The sequence below is a fragment of the Vibrio sp. Isolate34 genome (genome assembly GCF_022397915.1).
In the GTDB taxonomy this organism is placed as follows: Bacteria; Pseudomonadota; Gammaproteobacteria; order Enterobacterales; family Vibrionaceae; genus Vibrio.
The window spans coordinates 1-1,417 of record NZ_JAKEUO010000044.1 but is presented as its reverse complement, the minus strand read 5'-3'; the positions used below and the strand labels follow the sequence as shown (position 1 = coordinate 1,417).

The following is a 1,417-nucleotide window of genomic DNA, read 5'->3' as shown; positions in this document are numbered from 1 at the left end:
TTCTCTTGAAGTCCTTCAAGACCATTGTCGAGATATGCTTTGACCCATTTATTGACGCTTACTCTGCTAACTTTAAGGTACTTAGCTATTTGAGTGCGACTTTTACCGTCAACAAAATGAGAAACGGATAAATAACGCATTCTAAGCCGAGCATTGGATGTGGAATTAATCAGACTCGGAAAATCATGCTTCATAAGGACTCCTTTTAAGAGTCCATATTAGATCACAAAATTAACGGAATTGGTATTAGACCGGGCTGGCGATCCAGCTCCCAACATTGCTTTGTAGAAGCAACAGATGCAAAAAAGCCCCAGCAATTCTGCTGAGGCTTCGTATATGGCAGGGGTGGAGAGATTCGAACTCCCAACACGCGGATTTGGAATCCGCTGCTCTGCCAATTGGAGCTACACCCCTAAAACTTTATCTTACTTTAGATTCGAAAAAACCTCGCACTAGGCGAGGTTATCGAATAAGTGGCGGAGTGGACGGGACTCGAACCCGCGACCCCCGGCGTGACAGGCCGGTATTCTAACCAACTGAACTACCACTCCGCAGTGGTCAACTCACTAAGTGAGCGTCCATATCTCCAGGTCGGTCAACCTAAAGATTTAATTTAAAGCCTGGCGATGTCCTACTCTCACATGGGGAAGCCCCACACTACCATCGGCGCTATTGTGTTTCACTTCTGAGTTCGGCATGGAATCAGGTGGGTCCACANAGTGGCGGAGTGGACGGGACTCGAACCCGCGACCCCCGGCGTGACAGGCCGGTATTCTAACCAACTGAACTACCACTCCGCAGTGGTCAACTCACTAAGTGAGCGTCCATATCTCCAGGTCGGTCAACCTAAAGATTTAATTTAAAGCCTGGCGATGTCCTACTCTCACATGGGGAAGCCCCACACTACCATCGGCGCTATTGTGTTTCACTTCTGAGTTCGGCATGGAATCAGGTGGGTCCACAATGCTATGGTCGCCAAGCAAATTTTGCTTTTACTTTCAGCTTTTAAAAACTGAAGGTAAAATAATCTGGAAAGCTGCTTCTCTATTTAATAGAGCTATAAAAGTTTCTCTTCAAACTCATTCAAGCGTTTGGTATTTCTTTGAGTCCACAAAACCCCTTGGGTGTTGTATGGTTAAGCCTCACGGGCAATTAGTACAGGTTAGCTCAAYGCCTCRCAGCRCTTACACACCCTGCCTATCAACGTTCTAGTCTTGAACAACCCTTTAGGACGCTTATAGCGTCAGGGAAAACTCATCTCAGGGCTCGCTTCCCGCTTAGATGCTTTCAGCGGTTATCGATTCCGAACTTAGCTACCGGGCAATGCCATTGGCATGACAACCCGAACACCAGAGGTTCGTCCACTCCGGTCCTCTCGTACTAGGAGCAGCCCCCTTCAATTTTCCAACGCCCACGG

The 1,417-nt window shown here is 47.8% G+C and carries 1 protein-coding gene, 2 tRNA genes and 3 rRNA genes; all 6 read right to left on the bottom strand.

The features are described 5' to 3' along the window. On the bottom strand, positions 1–194 hold a 194-nt coding region (locus L1D22_RS21975; RefSeq protein WP_239830001.1), incomplete at its 3' end, for a helix-turn-helix domain-containing protein. A 143-nt stretch (positions 195–337) separates the two neighbouring features. Beyond that, a tRNA-Trp gene (locus L1D22_RS21970) sits at positions 338–414 on the bottom strand. Positions 415–474: 60 nt separating this feature from the next. After that, positions 475–551 (bottom strand) — tRNA-Asp (locus tag L1D22_RS21965). A 67-nt stretch (positions 552–618) separates the two neighbouring features. Further along, positions 619–730: ribosomal RNA gene (gene rrf, locus L1D22_RS21960) — 5S ribosomal RNA — on the bottom strand. A 134-nt stretch (positions 731–864) separates the two neighbouring features. Continuing rightward, positions 865–980: ribosomal RNA gene (gene rrf / locus L1D22_RS21955) — 5S ribosomal RNA — on the bottom strand. A 151-nt stretch (positions 981–1,131) separates the two neighbouring features. Next, a 23S ribosomal RNA gene (locus L1D22_RS21950) occupies positions 1,132–1,417 on the bottom strand; the annotation flags it as partial.